Raw genomic sequence first — 16,746 nt, forward strand, 5'->3', positions numbered from 1 at the left:
CGGTGGCGGGACCGCGACCGGCGGCGCCGGCACGGCCGCTCCCGGCTCGGACACAGGCGGCAGCCCGCGCACCGGTCGACGGCCGCCGTCCTCCGCGCTCGGCCTCCACGGCACCGCATCGCGGAGGCCGTACCGGATCGCCGTCAGCCCGCCCGGGACCGCGTCAGGACCTCCCCGCCGTCCGGGGACCCGGCAGGCACCCGGGAACGCACGAGGGCCCCCTCCCGCGGTGCGGGAGGGGGCCCTCGGCGAGGCGGACGCTCAGCTGGACTACGCGTTCTGCCCCACGTAGTACTCGAACAGCAGGCCGCCGACGGTGATCAGGATGGCGATCCCGCCGATGGCGATGAGCCAGAAGTACCAGAACGCCAGGCCCAGGCCGGTGAGCGCGGCACCGACCGCGATGGCGAAGGGCCAGTAGCTCGCCGGGCTGAAGAAGCCCAGCTCACCGGCGCCCTCGGCGATCTCGGCGTCTTTGCGGTCCTCGGGACGGGCGTCGATGCGGCGCGAGACGAACCAGAAGAACCCGCCGATCAGGCCGGTCAGGCCTGCCGACAGCACCAGCGCGGTGGTGCCGATCGGCTCCCGCGACCAGAAGCCGTACACGGCGGCCGCGACGACGCAGAAGACCGCGATGAGGTTGAAGATGAGCGCTTCGACCTTCACGGTCGTCCTCCCTGCGCGACGTGGGTGCGGCCGGCGGCCGGGTCAGTCATTGGCCTGCTGGTAGTAGCCGTCGCCCACCCGGAACGGGCGGGTCGTGGTGGCCTCGCCCTCCTGGCCGATGGTCTCCAGCGCCTCGTAGGTGGTCTGGCCCTCCTCGCGCGCGGCGAGGTACGCCTCGTAGTCCTCGGCGCTGACGACGCGGACCTCGAAGTTCATGTACGCGTGGTAGCTGCCGCACAGCTCGGCGCACCGGCCGACGTAGGAGCCGGTCTCGTTGGCGTGCACCTCGAAGACGTTGTCCCGGCCGTTCTCGTTACCCGGGATGACGTCGAGCTTGAAGAGGAACTCCGGCACCCAGAACGAGTGGATGACGTCGGCGGAGGCGACCTCGAAGCGCACGTCCTGGTCGACCGGCATCACGAGGATCGGGATCTCGTCGGTGGAACCGACGGTGTTCACCGGCTCGCCGTCGGCACCGGTGGTCTCCGGGTAGACGAACTGCCAGTTCCACTTGAACGCGTTGACCGCGATCGTGGTGTCGGGGTCGTCGCTGCGCTCCTGGACGTCGTTCTGCACGACGACCGTGAAGAAGAAGAGGCCGGCGATGATGAGGAACGGGACGATCGAGTACGCGATCTCCAGCGGCAGGTTGTAGGCCGTCTGCCGCGGCAGCTCGTCGCCCTTCTTCCGGTGGACGATCACCGACCAGATGATCAGGCCCCACACGAGGAACCCGATGATGAGCGCCGCGATCACCGAGCCGGTCCACAGCTCGCGGACCACGGTGGCCTCCTCGGTCACCCCCTCGGGGAAACCGAAGCGCCAGAACTCGTTGTTCAGGTCGCACCCGGTGAGGGTCAGCACCCCCAGGAGACCGAGCGCGGCGACCCGCGCGAGCCTGCTGCGTCGAGCCACTGCTCGCTGCCTCCTCGTCCTCCGTCCGTGGAACCGGACGGCTCTGTCGGCGCGGCCTCGGACGGTTCCCGCCGAGGCCGGTGCGCCAGACCCCAGTCTGGGCCGAGACTAGCCGACCGCGCGAGGCGGCCGACGACCGGAGAGCGGGTACCGGCGGGTCGCCCGGGACGTCCGGGACGGCGGTGACCAGGGTCGCGCCCGGGAGCCCGCCCGCGCCGCCGCCCCGCGCGCGGTGGCGGTTAGAGTCGGATGCGTGTGGACGCGGCTGCTGACCCCCCGGTGGGTGCTGCTGCACCTGCTGGTCGCCGTCCTGTTCGTGGCCACCTTCTTCCTCGGCTACTGGCAGCTGACCAAGGCCGAGAACGGGGGCGGCGCGGTCAACTGGAGTTACGCGCTGCAGTGGCCGCTCTACGGCTTCATGGGCCTGTGGTTCTACGTGCGCATGGTGCGCGAGGAGCTGCGCCGCGACCCCGACGAGGACGCTCCCGGCAACTCGCTGGTGCTCTACCAGCGGCCGCGGATCGACACCACCGGCGACCCGGAGCTCGCGGCCTACAACGCCTACCTGGCCGAGCTCAACGAGCGCGCCCTGGGCCAGGAGAGCTCCCGTGGCCGCTGAGCCCACCGTCGCCCCCGACCGGCTGCCCCGGGCGCTCGCCCGCCGCGTCGGGCAGGGCGTCCCCGCCGCGCTGCTGCGCTACCGGGTCATGGCCTGGATCGTCGGCGTCCTGCTCGTCGCGCTGATCCTGGTCGCCGTGCCGGTCAAGTACCTGGCCGGGATCGACGAGCCGGTCGCCGTCATCGGCACCGCTCACGGCTGGCTGTACGCCATCTTCTTCGTGACCGCCTGCGACCTCGCCCTGCGCGCCCGCTGGACGCTCAAGGGCACCGTCCTGGTCCTGCTCGCGGGCACCGTGCCCGTGCTGTCCTTCGTGGCCGAGCGGATCGCGACCCGCAAGACCCGCGCCGGCGAGCGCGTCTGACCCCGTCCCGGCCCCCTCTGGCCGGGCTCGAGCCGACCCCGGAGACCTGCGCCTCATGTGCGGCCTGCTGGCCTACCTGTCCACCGATGCCCCCCGGGTCGCCGAGACCCACGTCGACGACGTCCGCGAGGCGCTGCACTGCCTGCACCACCGCGGCCCCGACGACACCGCCGTCTGGTCCGACCAGAACGTGGTCCTCGGCTTCAACCGGCTGTCGATCATCGACGTCGAGGGCAGCCCCCAGCCCCTCCCCTACGCCGCGGACCGCTACCGGATCCTGTTCAACGGCGAGATCTACAACTACGTCGAGCTGCGCGAGGAGCTGCAGGCGGCCGGCGCGCAGCTGGCCACCCACGGCGACACCGAGACGATCGTCGCGGGCTACCACCTGTGGGGCCAGGACGTCGTCCGGCGGCTGCGCGGGATGTTCTCCTTCGTCATCTGGGACACCCAGACCCGCACCGCCTTCGGCGCCCGCGACCCGTTCGGCATCAAGCCGCTGTTCACCGCGCGCCTGGCCGACGGCGGGCTGGTCTTCAGCTCCGAGAAGAAGGCGCTGCTCCAGCTGCTCGGCGGCAGCGCGGCGGCCGGCGGCGTCGACCTGGCGTCGCTGCAGCACTACCTGACGCTGCAGTACGTGCCCGAGCCCGCGACGCTGCACCGCGGGATCCGCCGCATCGAGAGCGGCACCAGCTTCACCGTCGTGGACGGCGAGCTGGCCACCGCGCGTTACTTCCACCCGGCGTGGACGCCGCAGCCGGTGCCCGCCGGCCGTGAGCAGGACCTCTACGACCGCATCGCCGACGTCCTCGACGAGTCGGTGGCCAAGCACATGCGCGCCGACGTCACCGTCGGGTCGTTCCTCTCCAGCGGCATCGACTCCACGGCCATCGCCGCGCTCGCCCACCGCTACAACCCCGACTTGCTGACCTTCACGGTCGGCTTCCAGCGGCAGGCGCAGTCGGAGATCGAGATCGCCGCGGAGTCGGCGTCGATCCTCGGCGTGAAGCACGTGCCGGTCGAGGTGAGCGCCCAGCAGTTCGCCGACGCCATCCCCGAGGTGGTCTGGTACCTCGACGACCCGGTGGCCGACCCCGCGCTCGTGCCGCTGTACTTCGTGGCCCGCGAGGCCCGCAAGCACGTCAAGGTCGTGCTGTCCGGTGAGGGCGCCGACGAGCTGTTCGGCGGCTACACCATCTACCGCGAGCCGATCAGCCTGGCCTGGGCGTCGGGGCTGCCGCCGGCCGCCCGCCGCGCCATGGCCCGCATCGCCGGCCTGCTGCCCGAGGGCGTGCGCGGCCAGGACCTGCTGCGCCGCGCCGCCACGCCGCTGGAGCAGCGGTACTACGGCAACGCCCGCAACATGCGCGACGACGAGCTCGCCGCCCTGCTGCCCGGGCGTGACCCCGACCTGTCGCACGTCGCGGTCACCGAGGACCTCTACCGGCGCACCCGCGAGGCCGGCTACGACGACGTGACGGCGATGCAGTACGTCGACCTGTTCACCTGGCTGCGCGGCGACATCCTGGTCAAGGCCGACAAGATGACGATGGCCAACTCGCTGGAGCTGCGGGTGCCCTTCCTCGACCCCGAGGTGTTCGCCGTGGCGAGCTCCATCCCGGTCGAGCAGCGGGTGCCCCGGCGCGGGGACGCCACCAAGTACGCGCTGCGCCAGGCGATGCGGCAGATCGTGCCGCCGCGGATCATGAACCGGCGCAAGCTCGGCTTCCCCGTCCCGACGGCGGAGTTCCTCGCCGGCCCGCTGCACGACTGGGCCCGTGACGTCGTGACGAGCAGCCAGACCCAGCAGTGGCTCGACCGCGACGTCGTCCTCGGCCTGCTCGACCGGCTTCGCGTCGAGGAGGTGCCGAGCAAGCGGGTCGCCCGCCAGCTGTGGTCGGTGCTGGTCTTCATGGTGTGGCACGGGATCTTCGTCGAGGAGCGGATCGTCGTCGACGTCCCGGAGACGGTCTACCCCGTCAAGCTCTGAGGAACGACAGCGGCGCCCGTCCCCAGCCGGGGACGGGCGCCGCTGTCGTGTTCAAGCGTGGGTGCTCAGGAGAAGGAGTCACCGCACGCGCAGGAGCCCTGCGCGTTGGGGTTGTCGATCGTGAAGCCCTGCTTCTCGATGGTGTCGACGAAGTCGATCACCGCGCCGCCCAGGTACGGGCCGCTCATCCGGTCGACGATGACCTCGACGCCGCCGAACTCGTACGTCTGGTCGCCGTCGAGGAACCGCTCGTCGAAGAAGAGCTGGTAGCGCAGGCCGGAGCAGCCGCCGGGCTGGACGGCGATGCGCAGACGCAGGTCGTCGCGGCCCTCCTGGTCCAGCAGCGCCTTGACCTTCGAGGCGGCCGGGTCGCTGAGCAGCACGCCGGTGCTGCCGGCGGTCTCGGTGTCCTGCACCGTCATGTTCTGTCCTCCCACATCCGAGGGCGTCCGTTGCGGCACTCCCTGCAGCGGACCAACACCGCCGTGGCGGGTCGTCTTCCCACTGTACGGCGCGCGGCCGCGAGGACCAGTGCCGTGAGCGGACGCACGTAGACTCGTCTGCCGTGAAGCTCCGCCTGCCCGGGCGCCGGGACCGCGCCGCCGAGACCGCCCCGGACACCTCCGCCGACCTGACCGGGCAGCTGGTCAAGGCCGGCGGCAAGGGCCGCCCCACGCCCAAGCGCCACGAGGCGCAGGGCCGCCGTCCCGGTCCCCCGCCGCCGCCTCCGACCACCCGCAAGGAGGCCTACGCCCGCACGCGCCAGCAGCAGGCGCAGCGCCGGGCGGAGACCCGCGCCGGCATGGCCCGCGGCGACGACGACTACCTGCCCGCGCGCGACCGCGGCCCGGTCCGGCGGCTGGTGCGCGACCTCGTCGACTCCCGCCGCAACGCCGGGAGCTTCTTCCTGCCGGTCGCCGCGCTGGTCCTGGTGGGCTACTTCATCCCGAACCCGGCGGTGCAGAACTACACCGTCTTCGTCTGGTTCCTGTTCTTCCTGGTGATCATCGTCGACTCGGTGTTCCTCGGCCGGAAGATCAAGAAGACGGTGGCGGCCCGCTTCCCCGGGCAGCCGCAGCGGATGAAGGGGCTGGTCTGGTACGGCGTCAGCCGCGCCACGATGGTCCGCCGCTGGCGGTTCCCCAAGCCGGAGGTCGCGGTCGGCGCCGAGGTGTGAGGTCGGCCGGCGCGGCCTAGCGTCGGGGCACGTGGAGTACCGACGCCTCGGCCGTTCCGGCCTGACCATCTCCGAGATCGCCTACGGCAACTGGCTCACCCACGGTGGCCAGGTCGAGGAGGACGCCGCGCAGGCCTGCGTGCACGCGGCCCTCGACGCCGGCATCACGACCTTCGACACCGCCGACGTCTACGCCGGCACCCGCGCCGAGGCGGTCCTCGGCCGGGCCCTCGCCGGCCAGCGGCGCGAGGGCCTGGAGATCTTCACCAAGGTCTACTGGCCGACCGGCCCCGGCCCGAACGACCGCGGGCTGGGCCGCAAGCACATCACCGAGAGCTGCGAGGCGTCGCTGCGGCGCCTGCAGACCGACCACATCGACCTCTACCAGGCCCACCGCTACGACGCGACGGTCCCGCTCGAGGAGACGATGACCGCCTTCGCCGACCTGGTGCGGGCGGGCAAGGTCCTCTACCTCGGCGTCTCGGAGTGGCGGGCCGAGGAGATCGCCGCCGGCGCCGCCCTCGCCCGCGACCTCGGCGTCCAGCTCATCAGCAGCCAGCCGCAGTACTCGATGCTGTGGCGGGTCATCGAGGACGAGGTCGTACCGACGTCGCAGCGCGAGGGCGTCTCGCAGATCGTCTGGTCGCCGCTGGCGCAGGGCGTGCTCACCGGCAAGTACCGGCCCGGCGAGGAGCCGCCGGCCGGCAGCCGCGCGACCGACCCCGAGGCCGGGCGCTTCCTCAAGCAGTTCATGACCGACGAGGTGCTCACCCGGGTGCAGGGCCTGCGCCCGGTCGCCGACGACCTCGGCCTGTCCATGGCCCAGCTCGCGGTGGCGTGGGTGCTGCAGAACGAGAACGTCGCCGCCGCGATCATCGGCGCCACCCGCCCGGAGCAGGTGCACGACAACGTGGAGGCGGCCGGCGTGCGGCTCGAGGCCGACGTCCTGGCGCGCATCGACGAGGTGCTCGGCGATGTCGTCGAGCGCGACCCGGCCAAGACCGCCCGCGGCTGACCGGCAGGCCTGGACCTCGACCTCAGGTCGAGGTCCAGGCCCGGCCTCCCCCGTTCAGGCCGGCTCGAGGCCCATCGGTCCGTAGGCCCGGGTGTCGCCGTCGAACAGGCTCACCGCGACGACGCCCCGGCCGAGCAGGTCGCGCCAGTTCTCCCCCAGCCACGACTCGGCGTCGCCCTGGTTGTCCGACGGGGGCACCTCGACGCCGAGCGCGGCCGGGTCCAGCGTCGCGCCGTCGCGGCCCTCCAGCCGCCAGGTCCAGCTCATGCGGCCAGGCTAGTGACGGCACGCCGGTCGTGTCCGGGGTGTGACCGGTGCGCGGGTTACGCGCCCGACGGCGGGGGCATGGGGGCGAGGACCGATCCCGTCCCACGGAGGACCGATGACCGCCCCGACCGCGGGGGGCGCCTCGCGCGCCACCCCACCGCCCCCTCCGACCGAGGACGCCTCGACCGGCCAGCTGATCAGCCAGCTGACCGAGCAGGTTTCGCGCCTCGTGCGCGACGAAGCACGGCTCGCCCAGGCCGAGATGACGCAGAAGGCCAAGCGGCTCGGCGTCGGCGCCGGACTGTTCGGCGGCGCCGGGCTCTTCGGCTTCCTCGGGCTGTGCGTGCTCGTCGCCACGGCCGTCCTGGCCCTCGACGTCGTGCTGCCCGCGTGGCTGGCCGCGCTGATCGTCGCCGTCGTCCTGTTCGCCGTGGCCGGCGTGCTGGCGCTGATCGGCAAGAAGGACGTGCAGCAGGGCACCCCGCCGGTGCCGACCGAGGCGATCGCCAGCACCAAGGCCGACATCGCGACCGTGAAGGAGAACGCGCGGCGATGAGCACCCCCAGCGATGCCAGCAGGTCCGGTGCCGGCGGGTCCGGTGCCGGCGGGTCCGACCCCGCCGCGTCCGGCCCGTCCGACCCCGACGCCATCAAGGCCGAGATCGAGGCCACCCGCGAGCAGCTCGGCCGCACGGTCGACGAGCTCAGCCACCGGCTCGACGTGCCGGCCCGCGCCAAGGAGGGCGCCGCCCGCGCCCGCGACACCGCCGTCGAGACCTACCGGGAGAGCCCGCCGGCCGTGGCAGGCGCCGGTGCGGCGCTCGCCGGTCTCGTCGGGCTGGTCGTGTGGCGCCGCCGGCGCAAGCGGCGCCGGGCCGCGGCCGCCTCGACCGGCACCTCCGCCGCGCTCGCCGAGGCCCGCGCCGAGACCCGCCGGGCACGCCGGCGGGCCGACCGCGAGGCCGCGCGGGCCCGCAAGGCGATCGCACGGAGCACGAAGCGGACCAAGCGCACGGCGCGGAGGACGGCGAGGAGGGCACGGACGTGAGCAGCAAGGGCGCGAAGCTGGTCTACCGCCCCGTGGGCCTGGCCGGCGGTGTGCTGGCCGGCCTCATCAGCGGCACCATCTTCAAGCAGGTGTGGAAGCGGGTGTCCGGCGAGGAGGACGCGCCCAGTGCCCTGCAGAGCGAGTACCGGATGCGGGAGGTGGTCCTCGCCGCCGCCATCCAGGGCGCGCTGTTCGCCGCCACCAAGGCCGCGATCGACCGCGCGGGCGCGCGCGGCTTCACCAAGCTGACCGGCAACTGGCCGGGCGACTGACGCAGGCACCACCGAGCAGAGGGGGCGGCGAGATGGCCGGGACCAGGCAGCGCGACAGCGCCGTCGACCGGATCCGGGAGCGGGTCGAGGAGAAGGCGGCCCGGCGGGCGGCCGCACGCGCGGCGGAGGAGCGCGCCGCCCGCGGCGAGCAGAAGGGGGACCCCGGCGCCGTCCCGCCGGGCGGCCCCTCCGCCGAGCGGCTGCCCGGCGTCCACGCCGACTCGCCCACGCAGATCCCGGCGCGCGGCTGGAAGCAGGTCGTCAAGCGGGCCTGGGCCGAGCACAACGCCGACAACATGCCGATCATCGCCGGCGGTGTCGCGTTCTTCGCCTTCCTGGCGATCTTCCCGGCGCTGATCGCGACGATCTCGATCTACGGGCTCGTCGCCTCCCCCGAGACCGTCGCGCGCCAGGTCGAGGACCTCTCCGCGCAGCTCCCGGACAGCGCGGCCAGCCTGATCGGCGACCAGCTCACGTCCATCACGCAGAACAGCGGCGGCGCGCTGTCGATCGGGCTGGCGATCTCCGTGCTCGGCGCGCTGTGGTCGGCGTCGGGCGGTACCGGCAACGTCGTCTCGGCGGTCAACATCGCCTACGACGAGGTCGAGACCCGCTCCTTCGTCAAGCGCAAGGCGCTGGCCCTCGGGCTCACGCTCGGTGCGATCGTGTTCGTGCTGGTCACCTTCACGCTGGTCGCCGTCGTCCCGGCCGTGCTCGACGCGCTGCCGCTCGGCGTGGTCGGGACGGTGCTGGCGCAGGTGCTGCGGTGGGTGCTGCTGCTCGGCGTCTTCGCGGGCTCGCTCGCGGTGCTGTACCGCGTCGCGCCCGACCGCGACGCCCCGCAGCTGAAGTGGGTGAGCCTCGGCGCGATCGTCGTGACGGTCATCTGGGCGCTGGTGAGCCTGGGCTTCAGCTTCTACGTCAACAACTTCGGGTCCTACGACAAGACCTACGGCACGATCGCCGGCGTCATCGTCCTGATGCTGTGGCTGTACCTCACCTGCTACCTGGTGCTGCTCGGCGCGGAGATCAACTCCGAGGCCGAGCACCAGACGGCGGAGGACACCACGCAGGGCCCGCCGGTGCCGATGGGCGAGCGCAACGCCACGATGGCCGACGAGCTGCCCGACCCGCCGGAGCCGACCAAGGAGTCGAAGCAGAAGGCCTGAGCGCCGACCCGGCTCGACCCGGGGCGGTCGCGACTACCGGACGTGCGAGGGCACGAACGGCGGCCTGACGACCTCGACCGGCTGGGGGCGCCCGCGCACGTCGACGGCGAGCGCGGCGCCCTCGACCGGGGAGGCCGCGGTGTCGAGCAGGGCGAGGGCGATGCCGGTGCGCAGGCTCGGTGAGAAGGTCCCGCTGGTGACCTCGCCGACCCGCGCGCCGTCGGTGTCGAGGACCGCCATGCCCGGGCGCGGGATGCCGCGGCCCGGGGCCCGCAGGCCCCACAGCAGGCGGGCGGGACCGGCCTCCCGCTCGGCCAGCAGCGCCTCGCGGCCCCAGAACGCGGGCTTGCGCCAGCCCACGGCCCAGCCGCTGCGCGCCTGCACGGGGGTGATCGACCGCGACAGCTCGTGACCGTGCAGCGGGTAGCCCATCTCGGTGCGCAGGGTGTCGCGCGCGCCCAGCCCGCAGGGGCGGATGCCCTGGGCGGCGCCGGCCTCCAGCAGCCGGTCCCACAGCTCCCCGGCCCGCTCGGCGGCCACCAACAGCTCGTAGCCGTGCTCGCCGGTGTAGCCGGTCCGGCAGACCGTGACCTCCTGCCCCTCGCCGCCGGCGAACGCCATGTAGGAGAGGTCCGCGGCCAGCCCCGCGGCGGCCAGGACGGCCGGAGAGCGCGGCCCCTGGACGGCGAGGACGGCGACCTCCTCGTGCCGGTCGGTGACGGTCACCCCGGAGGGGGCGGCGTCGGCGAGCCGCGCCAGCACCTCCTGTGCGTTGGCGGCGTTGGGGACCAGCAGCACGTCGTCCGCGCCGTGCAGGTAGACGATCAGGTCGTCGACCACGCCGCCGGCGTCGGCCTCGCCGTCGGGGACGCAGCACAGCGTGTACTGGGCCTGGCCCGGCCCGATGCGGGAGAGGTCGTTGGTCAGGCAGGCGTCAACGAGTGCGGCGGCGCCCGGCCCGCGGACCGTGCCGGTGCCCAGGTGGGAGACGTCGAAGAGCCCGGCCGCCTCGCGCACCGCCGCGTGCTCGGCGAGGACGCCGCCGCCGGCGTACTCGATGGGCATCGACCAGCCGCCGAAGTCGGCCAGCTTGGCGCCGGCCGCGACGTGCCGGTCGTGCAGGGGCGAGGTCCGGGGGCTCACGCCCGGAACCGTAGCGACGCCGGCCCGGCCGCTCCTTCGCAGTCCTCAGGACCGCGGCGCGGGCGGGCCCTACGATCGTCGGGTGCCGCCGACGATCACCGCCACCGACCGCCCGCTCGAGAAGACGCCCGCCGACGCCGTCGTCGTCGGCGTCGGGAAGGGCAGCTCGGGGCTGCTGCCCACACCCGGCGCGGAGGCCGTCGACCGGCTGCTGGGCGGCCGGCTGCTGCCCGCGCTGGCCGACCTCGGCGCCCGCGGGGGCGAGGACGAGGTCACGAAGGTCGCGAGCCTCGGCCAGGGCCCCTTCCCCGTCGTGGCGGCCGTGGGCCTCGGGGCCCCGCAGCCCGGCGGTGGCTGGTCGCCCGAGGCGCTGCGCCGTGCGGCCGGTGCCGCCAGCCGGGCGCTGACCGGGCGATCCTCGGTGGTCACGCTGCTCGCCGCCGTCGGGGGCACCCCGGACGCCGAGCGCCTGCACGCGGTGGGCGAGGGCTCGCTGCTCGGCGCCTACGAGTTCACCGCCTACCGCTCCGACCTCCCCGCCGACCGGCCGGCGCCGCCGCGCGAGTTCACCGTTGTCGTCCCCGACGCCGGCGCGGCCAAGGCCCCGCTCGCGCGGGTGCGGGCGGTCGCCGACGCGGTCGCCCTGGTCCGTGACCTGGTGAACACCCCGCCCAACGACCTCTACCCCGCCGAGCTCGCCGCCCGCGGCGCGGCCGCGGGCAAGGCCGCGGGCCTGTCGGTGGAGGTGCTCGACGAGGCGCAGCTGGCCGCCGGCGGCTACGGCGGCGTGCTGGCGGTCGGCGGGGGCTCCGCCCGCGGCCCGCGCCTGCTGCGGCTGACCTACACCGGCAAGAAGGCCCGCAAGAAGGTCGCCCTGGTCGGCAAGGGCATCACCTTCGACAGCGGCGGCCTGTCGATCAAGCCCGCCGCCAACATGCACCACATGACCAGCGACATGGCCGGCGCGGCCGCCGTGATCGCCACCGTCTGCCTGGTCGCGCAGCTGGGCCTCCCGGTCGACGTCACGGCCACCGTGCCGATCGCGGAGAACCTGCCCGGCGGCAGCGCCTACCGCCCGGCCGACGTCGTGACCTTCCGCAACGGCAAGAAGGCCGAGATCACCAACACCGACGCCGAGGGCCGCGTCGTGCTCGCCGACGCCATCGCCCGCGCCGCCGAGGACTCCCCCGACGTGCTGTTCGAGACCTCCACGCTCACCGGCGCCCAGCTGGTCGCGCTCGGGTCCCGCACGGCCGGCGTGATGGGCAGCGACGACCTGCGCGACGCCGTCGTGGCCGCCAGCCGGCGCAGCGGCGAGCCGATGTGGCCGATGCCGATGCCGGAGGAGCTCCGCCGGGGCATCGACTCCCCCGTCGCCGACTTCGTCAACGCCAACGCCGACCGCATGGGCGGCATGCTCGTGGGCGCCCACTTCCTCGCCGAGTTCGTCCCGGCCGGGCTGCCGTGGGCGCACATCGACATCGCCGGGCCGAGCTACAACACCGGCGCGCCCTGGGGCTACACGCCCAAGGGCGGCACCGGCGTCCCGGTCCGCACGCTCCTGGCCGCGATCGAGGACCTCGTCGCCGGCTGACCCGGGCCGGCCGGGTCCCCGGCCGGCCCCCACGGCGCGTCCGGGACCGCCCCGCCCTCGGACTGCGGCGCCGCACGGAGTGGCAGGATGGATCCGGACCATCCCCCACCCACTCGAGCGGGGGAACCCGAGAACCTCGAGGAGCACGTCGTGAGCGCACCCACCACCCCTGCCGACCTGGTCATCCTCGGCGGTGGCTCGGGTGGCTACGCCGCCGCGCTGCGGGCGGCGGAGCTGGGCCTGTCGGTCGTCCTGATCGAGAAGGACAAGGTCGGCGGCACCTGCCTGCACCGCGGCTGCATCCCGACCAAGGCGCTGCTGCACGCCGGCGAGGTCGCCGACCTGGCCCGCGAGGGCGAGCAGTTCGGCGTCAAGACCTCCCTGGCCGGCATCGACATGGACGGCGTCAACTCCTACAAGGACGGCGTCGTCTCCCGCCTCTACAAGGGTCTGCAGGGCCTGATCAAGAGCCGGAAGATCACCTACGTCGAGGGCGAGGGCCGGCTGGTCTCCCCCACCGCGGTGTCGGTGAACGGGCAGACCTACGAGGGCCGCCACGTCCTGCTGGCCACCGGCTCCTACTCCCGCACCATCCCCGGCGTCGAGCTCGACGGCGTCCGCGTCATCGACAGCGAGCAGGCGCTCGGCCTCGACCGCGTCCCGACCTCGGCGATCATCCTCGGCGGCGGCGTCATCGGCTGCGAGTTCGCCAGCGCCTGGAAGTCCTTCGGCGTCGACGTCACGATCATCGAGGGCCTCAAGCACCTCGTCCCGCTCGAGGACGAGAGCTCCTCGAAGCTGCTCGAGCGCGCCTTCCGCCGCCGGAAGATCAACTTCGAGCTCGGCAACATGGTGTCCTCGGTGCAGTCCACCGAGAACGGCGTCAAGGTCAGCCTGCAGAACGGCAAGGAGTTCGAGGCCGAGATCGTCCTCGTGGCCATCGGCCGCGGGCCGGTCAGCCAGGGCCTCGGCTACGAGGAGGCCGGCGTCGCCATGGAGCGCGGCTACGTCCTCGTCGACGGCTACTGCCAGACCAACGTCCCGACCATCTCCGCCGTCGGCGACCTGATCCCCACCCTGCAGCTGGCGCACGTCGGCTTCGGCGAGGGCATCCTCGTCGCCGAGCGCCTCGCCGGCCTCCCGGTCGTGCCGATCGACTACGCCGGAGTCCCCCGGGTCACCTACTCCGACCCCGAGGTCGCCTCCGTCGGCCTCACCGAGGTGCAGGCGCGCGAGAAGTACGGCGACGTCGAGACCCTCGTCTACGACCTCGGCGGCAACGGCCGCAGCCAGATCCTCAAGACCCAGGGCGCCGTCAAGCTGATCCGCCAGAAGGACGGCCCGGTCGTGGGCGTCCACATGGTCGGCAGCCGCGTCGGCGAGCTGGTCGCCGAGGCGCAGCTCATCTTCAACTGGGAGGCCCTGCCCGACGAGGTCGCCTCCCTCATCCACCCGCACCCGACGCAGAGCGAGGCCATCGGCGAGGCCCACCTGGCCCTCGCCGGCAAGCCGCTGCACGCCCACAGCTGACGCCGCACCCAGCGCCGCCGCCCGACCTCTCCCCCACCCGCGCCACCCCGAAGGAGCCCTCTCCCGATGCCGACCTCCGTCACCATGCCCGCCCTGGGCGAGAGCGTCACCGAGGGCACGGTCACCCGCTGGCTCAAGCAGGAGGGTGAGCAGGTCGAGGTCGACGAGCCCCTCCTCGAGGTCTCCACCGACAAGGTCGACACCGAGATCCCGTCCCCCGCGGCGGGCGTCCTCACCAAGATCCTGGTGGCGGAGGACGAGACCGTGGACGTGGGCGCGGAACTCGCCGTCATCGGCGGGGAGGGCGACGGCGGCGGCGCAGGTGGGCCGGCGTCGGCCGAGGACGCCGACTCGACGCCGCAGACCCCCGACGAGCAGGTCGAGGACGCGGGCCCCGGCCCGTCCGAGGCTCCGGCCGCCGAGGCGCCCGCCCCCGACGCCGGCCAGGGCGGGAGCCAGGGCGGCCAGGGTGGTGGCGAGGGGACGCCGGTCACCATGCCGGCGCTCGGCGAGAGCGTCACCGAGGGCACCGTCACCCGCTGGCTCAAGGCCGTCGGCGACGAGGTCACCGCGGACGAGCCGCTGCTCGAGGTCTCCACCGACAAGGTCGACACCGAGATCCCGGCTCCGGTCTCCGGCACGCTGCTGGAGATCACCGTCAACGAGGACGAGACCGTCGACGTCGGCGCGCAGCTCGCGGTGATCGGCAGCGCCTCGTCCGGCGGTGGCGCCCCCGCGCCGGCCCAGCAGGCCCCGGCCCAGGAGCAGGCCCCGGCCCAGCAGGACACCCCGGTCACCCAGCCCGCGGCACCTCGTCAGGAGCCGCCCGCCGAGGCGCCCCCCGGCCCCCCGCCGTCGGTCCCCGCGGGCGCCGACTACGGCTCCGGTGCGGCCGAGACCGTCGCCGAGCAGCAGCAGACGCCGCCCACCCAGCCCGCTCCCGCGCCGGCCCAGCAGCAGGCCCCGGCCCAGCCGCAGGCCTCGGCTCAGCAGCAGGCGCCGGCGCAGCCGTCCGCGTCGGCCCCGGCTGACGGCAGCGGCACCTACGTCACCCCGCTGGTCCGGCGCCTGGCCGCCGAGCACGGCGTGGACCTGACCTCGGTGACCGGCACCGGCGTCGGTGGCCGCATCCGCAAGCAGGACGTCCTGGCCGCCGCGGAGGCGGCCGCGGCTCCGGCTCCGGCCGCCGCTCCCGCCGCGCCGTCGGCCCCGGCCGCCGCCGGTCGTCCCGCCGCCCCGTCCCCGGCCGCCCAGCCGGACCCGGCGCTGCGCGGCCGCACGGAGAAGATGTCGCGCCTGCGCGGCGTCATCGCCCGCCGGATGGTCGAGTCGCTCGCGATCAGCGCGCAGCTGACCACGGTCGTCGAGGTCGACGTCACCCGGATCGCCAAGCTGCGCGACCGTGCCAAGCGGGACTTCGAGACCCGCGAGGGCGCCAAGCTCTCGTTCCTGCCGTTCTTCGCCAAGGCGGCCGTCGAGGCGCTCAAGGCCCACCCGGCCGTAAACTCCTCGGTGGACATGGAGGCCGGCACGGTCACCTACCACGACACCGAGAACCTCGGTGTCGCGGTGGACACCGAGCGCGGTTTGCTGGTGCCGGTCATCCACGGCGCCGGCGACCTGAGCATCGGCGGCCTGGCCCGTAAGATCGCCGACCTGGCCGAGCGGACCCGGATCAACAAGGTCACGCCCGACGAGCTCGGCGGCGGCACCTTCACGCTGACCAACACCGGCAGCCGCGGCGCCCTGTTCGACACCCCGATCATCAACCAGCCGCAGGTGGCGATCCTGGGCACCGGCTCGGTGGTCAAGCGCCCGGTCGTCGTCCAGGACCCCGACCTCGGCGAGGTGATCGCGGTCCGGTCGATGGTCTACCTGGCCCTCACCTACGACCACCGGATCGTCGACGGCGCCGACGCCGCCCGGTTCCTGGGCACCGTCAAGGAGCGCCTGGAGGCCGGCCAGTTCGAGGGCGAGCTCGGCCTCGCCTGATGTCCCCCGGTCGGGCCCCGGCGCACGCGCCGGGGCCCGACCGCTTCCGCGCCAGGGGGGACGAGGAGCGTCATGAAGATCGCTGTCACCGGGGCCTCGGGCCTCATCGGCTCGGCGCTGGTCCCCGCCCTGCGCGAGGACGGCCACGAGGTCATCCGGCTGGTCCGGCGCACCCCGCGCACGGCCGACGAGCACCGCTGGGACCCCCAGCACCGGCGCATCGACGCGGCGGTCCTTGCCGACGTCGACGCCGTGGTCAACCTGGCCGGCACCCCGATCCGGCCGCGCCCGTTCACCGCGTCCTACAAGCGGGACCTGCTCGCCAGCCGGGTCGACAGCACCACCACCATCAGCGAGGCGCTGGCCACCGCGGCCGCCGCGGACCCCTCGCGGCCGCGGGTGCTGCTGTCGGCGTCGGCGGTCGGCTACTACGGCGACACCGGTGACCGCGTCACCGACGAGCAGGCGCCGCCCGGGGACGACTTCCTCGCCCGCGTCTGCGTCGAGTGGGAGGCCGCCACCCGCCCGGCCGCGGACGCCGGCGTGCGGGTGGTGACCCTACGGACGGGCCTGGTCATCGACCGCGGCGCGATGCTCGTGCGGATCCTCGGGACCGTCTTCCGCCTCGGCCTGGGCGGCCGGATGGGGTCGGGCCGGCAGTACTGGCCCTGGGTTGGTCTCGCCGACGAGATCGGCGCCGTCCGGTTCCTGCTCACCGCCGACGGCGTCCGCGGGCCGGTGAACCTGACCGGGCCCGAGCCGGTGCCCAACGCCGAGTTCGTCCGGGAACTGGCGGCCGCCGTGCACCGGCCCGCCGTCCTGCCGGTGCCGGCGTTCGCCATCCGCGCCGGCCTGGGCGAGTTCGGCCGCTCGAGCGTGCTCGCGGGCCAGCGGGCGGTCCCGGCCGCGCTGCAGGCCGCCGGGTACCGCTTCACGCACGCCACGCTGTCCTCCGCCCTGCAGCAGGCGGTCGCCCGGCGCTGACG

General features: G+C 74.0%; 18 protein-coding genes. 13 read left to right on the forward strand and 5 right to left on the reverse strand.

The genetic code is table 11. The features are described from left to right. Positions 1 to 270 precede the first annotated feature (270 nt). Both WA616_RS11330 and ctaC read right to left on the reverse strand, forming a co-directional pair. Complete coding sequence (locus tag WA616_RS11330) at positions 271 to 666, reverse strand: cytochrome c oxidase subunit 4 (protein ID WP_336029821.1); 396 nt, start codon at positions 664 to 666, stop codon at positions 271 to 273. Positions 667 to 708: 42 nt separating this feature from the next. Continuing rightward, the gene (gene ctaC / locus WA616_RS11335) at positions 709 to 1,581 is read right to left on the reverse strand and encodes an aa3-type cytochrome oxidase subunit II (protein WP_336029823.1); all 873 of its coding nucleotides are present in this window, start codon (positions 1,579 to 1,581) and stop codon (positions 709 to 711) included. A 253-nt stretch (positions 1,582 to 1,834) separates the two neighbouring features. Between ctaC and WA616_RS11340 the strand changes: the two genes are divergently transcribed. The 3 genes from WA616_RS11340 to asnB are packed head-to-tail and all read left to right on the forward strand — an operon-like array spanning position 1,835 to position 4,554. Then, positions 1,835 to 2,200: a metalloprotease gene (locus WA616_RS11340; protein ID WP_073422355.1), complete on the forward strand. Its 366-nt coding sequence runs from the start codon at positions 1,835 to 1,837 to the stop codon at positions 2,198 to 2,200. Continuing rightward, a complete protein-coding gene (locus tag WA616_RS11345) occupies positions 2,190 to 2,564 on the forward strand; it encodes a DUF3817 domain-containing protein (RefSeq protein WP_336029826.1) in 375 nt (124 codons plus the stop codon). Before WA616_RS11340 ends, WA616_RS11345 begins: the two co-directional genes overlap by 11 nt. A 55-nt stretch (positions 2,565 to 2,619) precedes the next feature. Further along, positions 2,620 to 4,554, forward strand: a complete 1,935-nt coding sequence (asnB, locus tag WA616_RS11350) for an asparagine synthase (glutamine-hydrolyzing) (RefSeq protein ID WP_336029829.1) — start codon at positions 2,620 to 2,622, stop codon at positions 4,552 to 4,554. A gap of 65 nt (positions 4,555 to 4,619) precedes the next feature. On the opposite strand, the gene WA616_RS11355 is transcribed toward asnB, so the two are convergent. After that, on the reverse strand, positions 4,620 to 4,976 hold the full coding sequence (locus WA616_RS11355; RefSeq protein ID WP_073422353.1) for a HesB/IscA family protein: 357 nt from the start codon (positions 4,974 to 4,976) through the stop codon (positions 4,620 to 4,622). Positions 4,977 to 5,119: 143 nt separating this feature from the next. Between WA616_RS11355 and WA616_RS11360 the strand changes: the two genes are divergently transcribed. Then, positions 5,120 to 5,731, forward strand: coding sequence for a DUF3043 domain-containing protein (locus WA616_RS11360; protein ID WP_336029832.1), 612 nt, complete (start codon positions 5,120 to 5,122; stop codon positions 5,729 to 5,731). A 31-nt stretch (positions 5,732 to 5,762) separates the two neighbouring features. After that, positions 5,763 to 6,746 carry an aldo/keto reductase family protein gene (locus tag WA616_RS11365; RefSeq protein WP_336029834.1) on the forward strand — a complete coding sequence of 328 codons (984 nt, stop codon included), beginning with the start codon at positions 5,763 to 5,765 and terminating at the stop codon, positions 6,744 to 6,746. 54 nt (positions 6,747 to 6,800) lie between these two features. On the opposite strand, the gene WA616_RS11370 is transcribed toward WA616_RS11365, so the two are convergent. Further along, a complete protein-coding gene (locus WA616_RS11370) occupies positions 6,801 to 7,013 on the reverse strand; it encodes a hypothetical protein (RefSeq protein WP_073422350.1) in 213 nt (70 codons plus the stop codon). A 115-nt stretch (positions 7,014 to 7,128) separates the two neighbouring features. Between WA616_RS11370 and WA616_RS11375 the strand changes: the two genes are divergently transcribed. The 4 genes from WA616_RS11375 to WA616_RS11390 are packed head-to-tail and all read left to right on the forward strand — an operon-like array spanning position 7,129 to position 9,501. Then, entirely contained in the window at positions 7,129 to 7,569 is a 441-nt protein-coding gene (locus WA616_RS11375) for a phage holin family protein (protein ID WP_336029838.1), read from the forward strand. Next, positions 7,566 to 8,060 (forward strand): DUF3618 domain-containing protein, encoded by a 495-nt coding sequence (locus tag WA616_RS11380; protein WP_336029840.1) that lies wholly within the window; start codon positions 7,566 to 7,568, stop codon positions 8,058 to 8,060. The genes WA616_RS11375 and WA616_RS11380 overlap by 4 nt, the downstream gene beginning before the upstream one ends. Further along, complete coding sequence (locus tag WA616_RS11385; RefSeq protein WP_073422347.1) at positions 8,057 to 8,332, forward strand: DUF4235 domain-containing protein; 276 nt, start codon at positions 8,057 to 8,059, stop codon at positions 8,330 to 8,332. Before WA616_RS11380 ends, WA616_RS11385 begins: the two co-directional genes overlap by 4 nt. A gap of 32 nt (positions 8,333 to 8,364) precedes the next feature. Next, entirely contained in the window at positions 8,365 to 9,501 is a 1,137-nt protein-coding gene (locus tag WA616_RS11390; RefSeq protein ID WP_336029843.1) for a YihY/virulence factor BrkB family protein, read from the forward strand. Between the two features lie 33 nt (positions 9,502 to 9,534). On the opposite strand, the gene gcvT is transcribed toward WA616_RS11390, so the two are convergent. Beyond that, positions 9,535 to 10,644 carry a glycine cleavage system aminomethyltransferase GcvT gene (gene gcvT, locus WA616_RS11395; protein ID WP_336029845.1) on the reverse strand — a complete coding sequence of 370 codons (1,110 nt, stop codon included), beginning with the start codon at positions 10,642 to 10,644 and terminating at the stop codon, positions 9,535 to 9,537. 82 nt (positions 10,645 to 10,726) lie between these two features. On the opposite strand from gcvT, the gene WA616_RS11400 reads away from it, so the two are divergent. From WA616_RS11400 to WA616_RS11415, 4 genes are all read left to right on the forward strand, one after another. Further along, the gene (locus WA616_RS11400) at positions 10,727 to 12,238 is read left to right on the forward strand and encodes a leucyl aminopeptidase (protein ID WP_336029847.1); all 1,512 of its coding nucleotides are present in this window, start codon (positions 10,727 to 10,729) and stop codon (positions 12,236 to 12,238) included. A gap of 150 nt (positions 12,239 to 12,388) precedes the next feature. Then, positions 12,389 to 13,768 carry a dihydrolipoyl dehydrogenase gene (lpdA, locus tag WA616_RS11405; RefSeq protein WP_217651341.1) on the forward strand — a complete coding sequence of 460 codons (1,380 nt, stop codon included), beginning with the start codon at positions 12,389 to 12,391 and terminating at the stop codon, positions 13,766 to 13,768. Between the two features lie 66 nt (positions 13,769 to 13,834). After that, the gene (gene sucB, locus WA616_RS11410) at positions 13,835 to 15,760 is read left to right on the forward strand and encodes a 2-oxoglutarate dehydrogenase, E2 component, dihydrolipoamide succinyltransferase (protein ID WP_336029850.1); all 1,926 of its coding nucleotides are present in this window, start codon (positions 13,835 to 13,837) and stop codon (positions 15,758 to 15,760) included. Positions 15,761 to 15,832: 72 nt separating this feature from the next. Further along, entirely contained in the window at positions 15,833 to 16,744 is a 912-nt protein-coding gene (locus WA616_RS11415; protein WP_336029853.1) for a TIGR01777 family oxidoreductase, read from the forward strand. Positions 16,745 to 16,746: the final 2 nt, after the last annotated feature.

Source organism: Geodermatophilus sp. FMUSA9-8 (genome assembly GCF_037034165.1).
Classification (GTDB): domain Bacteria; phylum Actinomycetota; class Actinomycetes; order Mycobacteriales; family Geodermatophilaceae; genus Geodermatophilus; species Geodermatophilus nigrescens.

What these genes read in the sequence shown, in the direction of transcription:
- WA616_RS11370 (WP_073422350.1), bottom strand. Translation starts at nt 7,013, where the DNA reads ATGAGCTGGACCTGGCGGCTGGAGGGCCGCGACGGCGCGACGCTGGAC.
- WA616_RS11355 (WP_073422353.1), bottom strand. Translation starts at nt 4,976, where the DNA reads ATGACGGTGCAGGACACCGAGACCGCCGGCAGCACCGGCGTGCTGCTC.
- WA616_RS11390 (WP_336029843.1), top strand. Translation starts at nt 8,365, where the DNA reads ATGGCCGGGACCAGGCAGCGCGACAGCGCCGTCGACCGGATCCGGGAG.
- WA616_RS11380 (WP_336029840.1), top strand. Translation starts at nt 7,566, where the DNA reads ATGAGCACCCCCAGCGATGCCAGCAGGTCCGGTGCCGGCGGGTCCGGT.
- WA616_RS11375 (WP_336029838.1), top strand. Translation starts at nt 7,129, where the DNA reads ATGACCGCCCCGACCGCGGGGGGCGCCTCGCGCGCCACCCCACCGCCC.
- asnB (WP_336029829.1), top strand. Translation starts at nt 2,620, where the DNA reads ATGTGCGGCCTGCTGGCCTACCTGTCCACCGATGCCCCCCGGGTCGCC.
- sucB (WP_336029850.1), top strand. Translation starts at nt 13,835, where the DNA reads ATGCCGACCTCCGTCACCATGCCCGCCCTGGGCGAGAGCGTCACCGAG.
- WA616_RS11415 (WP_336029853.1), top strand. Translation starts at nt 15,833, where the DNA reads ATGAAGATCGCTGTCACCGGGGCCTCGGGCCTCATCGGCTCGGCGCTG.